This is a genomic window from Candidatus Hydrogenedentota bacterium, assembly GCA_019695095.1.
Lineage (GTDB): Bacteria > Hydrogenedentota > Hydrogenedentia > Hydrogenedentales > SLHB01 > JAIBAQ01.
In genome coordinates, this window is record JAIBAQ010000215.1 from 1 (window position 1) to 9,279 (window position 9,279).

A 9,279-nucleotide genomic window follows, 5' to 3' on the forward strand; every position below is an offset into this window, starting at 1 on the left:
CCCAACGGCGGTCTTGGTCGAGGCAACGGCAACTTCGTGCTCACGGGCTTCGAAGTCGTTGCATCTTCCAACGCGGCCCCGGACCCAGCTTCCGTGGCAATCGGCGCGGCCCAAGCCGACTTCGAGCAGAAAGACTTTCCCGTTGCTGCCACCATCGATGGCAAGAACGACACCGGCTGGGCGGTCTCTGGTCATGAGAAACCGGCCAACCACGAAGCCGTCTTCACCTTCGCCGCTCCCCTCGCGGGAGGGCAAGGCACAACGCTCGTCGTTCGCCTGAAACATCAAAGTTCTTATGATCAACACACGGTCGGCAAGTTCCGTCTGTCACTGACCACGGCCGCATCGCCCGCTGTCACGCAATCCATGGCCTTGCCCCAAGACATCCTCGCGTCAATTAGCAAGGCAAAGGAAACACGCACGCCGGACGAATCCAACGCCCTGGCCGCCTACTATCGCGGTATCGCCCCCGCCCTCAACGGCGTGCGCGACGAGGTCAAGACAGCCGAAGCGCGAAAGACCGAGATTGAGAAACAAGTGCCCACGACTTTGGTCTCCGTTTCCATTGAACCCCGCGAGGTGCGCATTCTCCCGCGCGGCAACTGGATGGACGAATCCGGCGAAGTGGTTCAGCCCGCCGTCCCCGCGTTTCTGTCGCATGCCCAACAACATGAACAGCGCTTAACCCGGCTCGACCTCGCCAACTGGCTGATCGCTCGCGACAACCCCCTCACCGCCCGTGCCTTTGTAAACCGCCTCTGGAAGCAGTTCTATGGCACCGGCCTCTCCAAGAAGCTCGACGAATTCGGCTCGCAAGGCGAATGGCCCACGCATCCCGAACTGCTGGACTGGCTCGCCTCCGAATTCGTCGACAGCGGCTGGGATATCAAGCATGTGGTGCGGCTGATGGTCACGTCGGCCACGTACCGTCAAGCGTCGACAGGAAACGAAACCTCAGTCGATCGCGATCCTGAAAACAGGCTTCTTGCCCGTCAGGCTTCTTTCCGATTGGGCGCTGAGTTCATTCGCGACAGTGCCTTGACCGTCACGGGACTCCTCTCCGCCAAGGTCGGCGGCCCAAGCGTCTTCCCGTATCAACCCGACGGCTATTGGCGCGACTGCAACACGTTTCGCGGCCCGCTCATCTACACCGCCTCCACGGGTGAAGACCAATACCGCCGCGGCCTGTATACCATCTGGAAACGGTCCTTTTTACACCCCAGCATGATTGCGTTCGACGCGCCGGCCCGTGAGGAATGCACCGCGGAACGTTCCGTCAGCAGTACCCCGTTGCAGGCACTGGTCCTCCTCAACGATCCCACCTACGTGGAAGCCGCGCGCTGCTTCGCGGAGAAGATCCAACGATGCGGAGGACAGACCCCGGAAGAAGGAATCGCGTGGGCCTTCCATCAAGCGCTGGCGCGCACACCAACCGACGCCGAACTGAAACTGCTGCGCGAACTCTACGACCGCCACTGTGCCGAGTACGAGCGCGACAAAGAAGCTGCCCATAGATTGGTTGCCGTCGGCATGGCCCCGGTTCCCCAAGATCTGCCCGTCGAGAAACTGGCCGCGTGGACCTCGGTCGCTCGCGTTGTTCTGAATCTCCACGAAACCGTCACGCGCTCATAAGAGGGATTTTGCATGTCGCTTCCAAATGAAGAACGGCTTCGGATTACCCGCAGACATTTTCTCGGACGCTCTGCGCGAGGCATCGGTGCGGTCGCGCTCGCATCCTTGCTGAATCGGCGCGCCTTCGCATCCGCACCGTCCACCGAACGTTGGATGGGCATCATGAATCCGCCTCAATTCGCGCCTCGCGCAAAACGCGTCATCCATCTGTATATGGCAGGCGGCCCGTCCCATCTCGAAACCTTCGACTTCAAACCCAAGCTTGCCGAACTGCACGGGCAGCCCATGCCCGAGTCTTTCACCAAAGGCCAACCCATCGCGCAATTGCAGAATGCCCAACTGAAATGCTTTGCACCGCAATACGGCTTCGTACGATGCGGCAGGAATGGCACGGAGGTATCGGAAGCCTTTCCGCACTTACAGACCATTGTCGACGACATCTGCGTCATTCGATCCATGCAGACCGATCAGATCAACCACGACCCCGCCCACACACTCATGAACACCGGTACGTCCATCTCCGGCCGCCCCAGCATGGGCTCCTGGACGCTCTACGGATTGGGCAGCGAGTGCGACAACCTGCCGGGCTTCATCGTACTGACCTCGCAAGGCGGCGGCCAGAACCAACCCGTCTCCGCGCGCCAATGGCACAGCGGTTTCCTGCCCAGCCGGTTTCAAGGCGTGCGGTTCCAATCGCAAGGCGACCCCGTCCTCTACGTGGGCAACCCACCCGGCGTTACTACGGGCAGGCAAGAAGACATTCTGCGCGCTGTGCAACAGATTGACGGGTTGAGCGCTGAAGCAGTCGACGCCCCCGAAATCGCAAGCCGCATCAGCCAATATGAGATGGCTTTCAAGATGCAGGCCAGCGTACCGGACCTCGTCGACTTCTCCGACGAACCGCAACACATACTCGACATGTACGGCACGAAAGGCGCCGACGGCACCTTCGCCGGAAACTGCCTGCTTGCGCGCCGTCTCGCTGAACGCGGTGTCCGATTCATCCAGGTTTACCATCGCGGTTGGGATCATCACGGCGGCGTGAAGGATGGCATCGCGACGGTCTCGAAGCTGGTCGATCAGGCCTCCGCGGCCCTTATTCAAGACCTGAAACAGCGCGGCATGCTCGAAGATACGCTCGTGATCTGGGGCGGCGAATTCGGCAGAACTCCCATGGCCCAAGGTGATGGACGCGACCATCACATCCGCGGATTCTCCATCTTCATGGCGGGCGCGGGCGTTCAACCCGGCATGGTCCACGGCGCCACCGACGAACTCGGCTACTTCGCCGAGAAAGACCCCGTGCACGTTCACGACTTCCACGCGACGATGCTCTACCTTCTCGGCATTGACCACGAAAAACTGACGTACCGTTACCAGGGCCGCGATTTCCGCCTAACGGACGTTGCTGGCAAAGTAGTGATGCCTATCCTCGCTTAAGCTGCAGATTGGCCCGCGCCCGTCCGTGTTCGCCCGTGTCAGTCCGTGTCAGTCCGTGTTCCCCCACCGAAACACTTCCTTCACATGCGCCAAAGATTTCCGCAGCTCCTCGCCCAACCGTCTATCGCTGTAATCCCGCCCCACCTTCGGCCCGCCGATCTCCAAATACCCGATCAGCTTCTCCTGCGGTATCCTCGCCGCATTCGTCCTTAGGACCTCCACAAACTCCGCAATATTCACAATCCCCCGTGCCCGCTCCGATTCTGAAAACCCGAAGGTCGAACCGAAGATCGCATCCGTGTTCTTCAAATGCACTTCCCACAGATACGGCAACGTCGCAACAAACAACTCTGTGTGCGTGTGCTTCACCGCCGAATGCTCATCCGCATATCCGTGAGAGACATCCGCGCAATACCCGACGCGCACAGTCGATTCCGGCAACTGCCGGTGATACGCATTTAGCTCTTCCGCCATCGCTTCGATTTCATCCGGCAACGTCGGCGGTTCCGCAAGACACGACATCGGTTCGATCGTCAGGCACTCAAGCCCCTTCGCATGCGCGAAGTGCATGAGCTCCTTCATGTGCTTCACATAACACGCGATCCCCTGCGCCTTGTGCGACGAATCGTCACGCATGACCGCGCCGGGATTCGAGCCCACACTCGCGGCCCCCAACAGCGCGCCCACTTCAATCATCCGCTCGAAATTGCGACGCGCCACCGCTTCCCAACCCGCTTCACGACGGAAGAACCCGCCCAGCTCCCGATGCGCCGTGAACATGCTCGATATACGCACCGAACGCTTTTCCGCGCTCTCCCGCAACGCCAGGAAGAACTCGTCCGGCAACTGATAGAGCTCAAAGAAACTCCCCACTTGCACGTGGCGAACTTCTTCCTCCTGCATCAGGTCAAACAACCACTCATACGAATACCGATACTCAATCGGATCCGATTTGACCCCCACCTCAAGCGAATTCAAAGATCTCATGTAGCCTCAACCAGACCCCGACAATTCAAGGACGATTCATCTTTTCTTCAATCCAAAATCTAAAATCCAAAATCCAAAATCCCCTCACCCCAACCCGTGATGGCTATTCTCTTTCACCAACTGCTCATCGTTCGTTATGGGAAAGGCGGTCGGATAATTGACGAAACTCACGTGCCCGTCCATGTACAAAACGTTGCTGCCTCCGGGTATGTGATTGAACACTATTCCCGCGTCGCCGCTATCCGAGAACTGGTTGCTTCCGAAGGTATCCCACATCACCGGTATGCGGCTTTGCGACATCGCCGATGCCGAAGGGGAATTGATGTCCGTCACATAGAACCGCTCGATGCCGTCGCGAAGGCGATACACAGTGGTCCCCCCCGCGGATCCTGAAGCCATCGGCGCAGACGGCACCCACGGCGGCCACGCGCCCGCCGTGATATCCAAGTCTGCCCCGTAATCTTTTCGCCTGACCTCGCCCACGCCTTGAATCGTTACCGTGTCCACTATCGGAGACGCCGCTTTGCTTCCCCACACGCCGTAGTACTCGGCCACGCTCGTTGCCACGTAGCCTTTGTACATGTAAGAACGCGCCAACTCCGCGCACTGAAAGTAATCCAGCGACACTGTGTCATTGGCCGCGATCGCCGCGATCTTCCACGTCTCGAAATCGCCTCCGTCGTCCGGCACGCGCGCCAACACGCTGGTCCATTCCGGATCGCCCCCGGAGTCGGAAGGGCACTTGGCAATCTGAAAGTCCGTTAGGATATCCGGATACACCGTCGCGGCATGAGGCGATTCAAACAGGGGAGACGATCGCGAGTCGGTCCGTACGCTTCCATACGGGGCAGGCGGCGGGAAATACCCTTGGTTCTCGCCGCTGTAAATGTGAAAGATCGAAGCGAACTGTTTGAGGTTACCCTGGCAACTCGCGCGGCGCGCCGCCTCGCGCGCCCTGCCCAATGCAGGCAACAGAATGGCCGCCAGCAGCGCGATAATCACAATCACCACCAGCAGCTCAATCAATGTAAAGCCGCGACGCTCCACGTCTGACCTACTTCCCTTGAATGGGTTTGCTTGTCAACAGCCCTATGCCACGACCCTTATCGCCAACCGCGCAGTAATACATGTAAAACGTCTCGGATGCAGGTTCCCATACCAGCGAAATCTTGTGCGCGTACTGCTTGTCGAGGCCCTGCGGGTGTCCGCCGGCTTTATACAAGGGTTCCTCGCGTTTGGTCCAATGCAACAGGTCACGCGAAAACGCCGCCATGATGTGCGCGCCGCCCTTGCCCACGCCAAAATAGAACATCACCCAATGATCGCCGTCGCGGAACACTTTCCCATCCGAACAGAATTCCGCGTCGTACGCATCCGCGCCACCGTTCCGCAATACGGGATTGCCCTCGTAACGCTGCCACGTCAACATGTTCGTGGAAGTCACAATGCCCATCTGCTCGCGCGAACCATTCGCGGCATTGTAGAAGTTCCAGAACTTCCCATTGTGTTCCAACAGCCACGGCGCGTAGATGCAATCCTTCTCCCATTCCGCCGCGCCATCGATCGACAAGATCGGCGTTTCAGGCATCGGACGCATCCACGTGACGCCGTCCTTGCTTGCCGCCACGCCCTCGGCTCCGGGCCGAAGCTCGTAACCGCCCTGCTTCGGATAGCAGCTATACAATGCCCAATACTTGCCCTTCCATTTTCTCAAGGTTCGCGGCGCTTTGACGTCGTACGATTCCAGCAACGCCCCGCAAAACGCAACACCACCGTAATCGAACGCGCCTTCTTCGCCAAAGCTCATCACGATGTTCTGCGGCGTCCAATGGATCAAGTCGGGGCTGGTCGCCAGCGCGGTTTGATAGCCCTTACCGTCGAATCCCGTGAACCACATCTGCCACGTGTCGCCCAGCCGCCACACGAACGGACAGTCCACCGCGCTGAACCCAAATTCAGGTTTCGGATTCGGCGGAATCACATACTCCGGATAGTAGTGCCAGTTGAGGTACGGCGCAGTCCACGCCTCGATGGTCTCGGCGGGAATCGGCGCTTCCGCCGCCTCCGCCGCAGCCGGTTGCTGCGACAAAATTACGCACGTGCAGACGGTCAACAGAAGACCCATGGAATCCTCCCATGAAAATGATGCACAGATATGCTTGAAGCTTGATTCTATGCCATTATCGCCGCGATTCATAGCGCCGGTCTCCAGTTCGCCACCGGCCTCGTCCACCTCGTCGACCCCGCCCTCATTGCGGTGTACCCCCAAAAAACGCTATCCTATCCCACACTGGAAAGGGCACATTTTGCCCACAAAATCCGTGCAAGGCCGCATGAGCACTCCAAAAGCGTACATACAGACCTTCGGTTGTCAGATGAACGAGCACGACAGCTTCCGCATGATGGAAGTCCTGGCGCGCCAAGGCTACGCCATGACCCACGAGCCCGACGAAGCCTCGCTCGTGCTCCTGAACACCTGCTCGGTCCGGCACAACCCCGAGAACAAGGTCTACAGCATGCTCGGCCGCCTGCGCGGACTGAAGCGTAAGAATCCCGGCCTCATCATCGGTGTCGGCGGTTGCGTTGCCCAGCAGGAAGGGGAGACCATCCTCCGCCGCGAGAAGTGCGTCGATATCGTCTTTGGTCCTGACAACTACTTCCGTCTCCCGGAGATGATCGAGTCCGTCAAACGCGGCGAACGCGTCCTGATGACGAAATGGATGCCCCGCGCCGCCAATCGCGTCCAGAACTTCGTGCCGGAGGAATGGGTCGAGGCGGGCCACGTCGAGGGCTGCAAAGCCTACGTGTCGATCACCAAGGGCTGCGACAATTTCTGCACCTTCTGCATCGTTCCCTATACGCGTGGACGCGAAGTCAGCCGTGAAGCGGACAACATCCTCCGGGAAGTGCGCGACCTCGTCGAACGCGGCGCAAAAGAGATCTGGCTTCTGGGCCAGAACGTCAATTCCTATCGCGCGCACGATGTGGGCTTCTACGAACTGTTGGACCAGGTTTCCCAAGTGGACGGACTCCGGCGCATTCGCTTTACGTCGCCGCACCCCAACGACTGGAACGACCGCCTCTCCGATTTGATGGCCGAGCGCGAGAACATCTGCAACCATCTTCACTTGCCGTTTCAGGCAGGAAGCGACCGCGTGCTTGAATTAATGAACCGCAACCACACGATCGATCAGTATTTGGAGAAGGTGCGTTACATGCGCTCCATTAATCCAACCATTGAACTCACGACCGACCTGATAGTCGGTTTTCCCACGGAGACTGAAGCGGACTTCGCGGAAACCTTGCGCGTTCTAGAGGAAGTCAGCTTCAGCCAGATTTTCCCCTTCAAGTATTCGACGCGACCCGGCACCAAGGCCGAGAAGATGGTCGACGACGTGCCCAGGGAAGCGAAAGAGGAACGCCTGGCGCGCATCATCGCGCTGCAGGATCGGATCACGGATGGGCGTATGGCCGCCTATGTCGGGACCGAGCAGGAGGTCCTCATTGACGGCGCGCATACGCGCGAACGCCGCGCGATGAATGGCCGCACCGACGGCTTCCGTCCCGTGACGGTCCGCGACGCGGAACTGGAAATCGGCGACCTCGTCAACGTGCGCATCGTCGCCCATAAGGGGCATTGGCTGGAAGGGGAACTGGTCGAGCAACCGGCGGCTGTGTAGGACCGAGGGTTGGCAAGACCGTTACTGGCAGTAGCGCAGGCAATACTATGGACATTCACGTATCGATCAAGAGCGGATTTCCGTATGCCGAAGGACGGACTGTTGTACTGACGCCCATTTGGGAAAACGAGCCGCCGGCCAAACCCAAGTCGTTGAGCAAAGGCGACGCCGGTTTACCCGCGAAACTGATCGAGGAAGGCGTCGTTCGCGGCAAGGCTGAAGAAGTCTCTTTTTCCGCCACGCCGTCGAGTCCCTACGCGGGCGTGCTTGTGATGGGATGCGGCGACCGCGCGAAGGTCCAACCGGAAGCGATCCGGCGCAGCGCGGGGAAGACCGTGGATGTCCTGCGCAAAGCCCGAGCGACGCGCGTTCTCCTGGACCTCACGGGGCAACCCGAGTGGCCTGTCGCGTATTTCGTCGAAGGACTCATGCTGGGCCAATACCGGTTTGATCGGTACAAAGCCCTTCCCAAAGAAGGCGCGCCCACTTCCGTGGATGAACTCGTAATTGTGATTGACTCCGAGGAGCACATCGCTTCGGTCAAGGCGGAGGCGCAACGCGCCGAAAAGACGTGTTGTTGCACCAACTGGGCGCGCGACCTTGCCAATACCGCCTCCAACGAAATGACCCCGGCCCAATTGGCGTTCGAGGCGAAGGCCCTCGCCGAAAACACGGGGCTAACCTATGACTGCCTCGACACGGGGCGCATGGGCGAGCTGGGTATGAACGCGTTGCTGGGCGTGGCGCGCGGCAGCGCCGAACCGCCCCGACTCATCATTCTCAATTACCACTATGCGGATACGGCGCCAACGCTCGCCATCGTGGGCAAAGGCATTACGTTCGACACCGGCGGCGTCAGCATCAAGCCGGCCGATCATATGCACGAAATGAAGTTCGACATGTGTGGCGCGGCGGCCGTCCTCGGGACGATGAAGCTCATCGCCCATCAGAAGCCCCCCATCAATGTGATCGGTGTGATCCCCGCCACGGAGAACGTCGTCGACGCGCGTTCGCAGAAGCCCGGCGACATCGTGCGCGCCTACAACAAGAAGACCATCGAAGTACACAACACCGACGCCGAGGGCCGTCTCATTCTTGCGGATGCGATGGCCTACATCGTGGATACGTATCGTCCCGACAAAATGGTTGATATCGCGACCTTGACCGGCGCGTGTGTTGTCGCGCTTGGACATTACGCGGCCGGCGTCACCGCCACGACCGATGCGCTGTATCGCTCGTTGCAGCAGGCCAGCGATGCCGTCGGCGAGCGCATCTGGCGTTTGCCGCTGTGGGAAGATTACGGCAAGTTGATGGAAGGCACGCACGCGGACTTGTGCAACATCGGTCCCGCGCGCGAAGCGGGCGCGGTGACTGCCGCATGTTTCCTGAAGGAATTCGTCGGCGATACCGAGTGGGCGCACATCGATATCGCAGGCACGGCCTGGGGCGTCAAGAACGTGTCGTATCTCGATACCAACAGCGCGACCGGATTCGGCGTGCGCCTCTTGGGCGAATGGATTCGCCGCGAAGCCGAAAACAA

7 protein-coding genes are annotated in these 9,279 nt (G+C 59.7%); 4 read left to right on the forward strand and 3 right to left on the reverse strand.

The genetic code is table 11. The features are described from left to right. Nucleotides 1-1,632: DUF1553 domain-containing protein (locus K1Y02_22865; protein ID MBX7259221.1), on the forward strand; the 1,632-nt coding region annotated here is incomplete at its 5' end. 12 nt (nt 1,633-1,644) lie between these two features. Further along, nucleotides 1,645-3,072: a DUF1501 domain-containing protein gene (locus K1Y02_22870; GenBank protein MBX7259222.1), complete on the forward strand. Its 1,428-nt coding sequence runs from the start codon at nt 1,645-1,647 to the stop codon at nt 3,070-3,072. A 48-nt stretch (nt 3,073-3,120) separates the two neighbouring features. Here the strand turns inward: K1Y02_22870 and K1Y02_22875 are convergent, their stop codons facing one another. The 3 genes from K1Y02_22875 to K1Y02_22885 all read right to left on the reverse strand — a co-directional run bounded on the left by K1Y02_22875 (nt 3,121) and on the right by K1Y02_22885 (nt 6,184). After that, on the reverse strand, nt 3,121-4,059 hold the full coding sequence (locus K1Y02_22875; GenBank protein MBX7259223.1) for a sugar phosphate isomerase/epimerase: 939 nt from the start codon (nt 4,057-4,059) through the stop codon (nt 3,121-3,123). Between the two features lie 84 nt (nt 4,060-4,143). Continuing rightward, nucleotides 4,144-5,106: a DUF1559 domain-containing protein gene (locus K1Y02_22880; GenBank protein ID MBX7259224.1), complete on the reverse strand. Its 963-nt coding sequence runs from the start codon at nt 5,104-5,106 to the stop codon at nt 4,144-4,146. A gap of 7 nt (nt 5,107-5,113) precedes the next feature. After that, on the reverse strand, nt 5,114-6,184 hold the full coding sequence (locus tag K1Y02_22885) for a hypothetical protein (GenBank protein ID MBX7259225.1): 1,071 nt from the start codon (nt 6,182-6,184) through the stop codon (nt 5,114-5,116). Nucleotides 6,185-6,392: 208 nt separating this feature from the next. On the opposite strand from K1Y02_22885, the gene miaB reads away from it, so the two are divergent. Together miaB and K1Y02_22895 are read left to right on the forward strand one after the other, a co-directional pair. Next, nucleotides 6,393-7,739 carry a tRNA (N6-isopentenyl adenosine(37)-C2)-methylthiotransferase MiaB gene (gene miaB / locus K1Y02_22890; GenBank protein MBX7259226.1) on the forward strand — a complete coding sequence of 449 codons (1,347 nt, stop codon included), beginning with the start codon at nt 6,393-6,395 and terminating at the stop codon, nt 7,737-7,739. Nucleotides 7,740-7,786: 47 nt separating this feature from the next. Then, nucleotides 7,787-9,279: leucyl aminopeptidase (locus K1Y02_22895; GenBank protein ID MBX7259227.1), on the forward strand; the 1,493-nt coding region annotated here is incomplete at its 3' end.

Coding starts and splice junctions, on each gene's coding strand:
- miaB (MBX7259226.1), top strand. CDS start 6,393: ATGAGCACTCCAAAAGCGTACATACAGACCTTCGGTTGTCAGATGAAC.
- K1Y02_22870 (MBX7259222.1), top strand. CDS start 1,645: ATGTCGCTTCCAAATGAAGAACGGCTTCGGATTACCCGCAGACATTTT.
- K1Y02_22885 (MBX7259225.1), bottom strand. CDS start 6,184: ATGGGTCTTCTGTTGACCGTCTGCACGTGCGTAATTTTGTCGCAGCAA.
- K1Y02_22875 (MBX7259223.1), bottom strand. CDS start 4,059: ATGAGATCTTTGAATTCGCTTGAGGTGGGGGTCAAATCGGATCCGATT.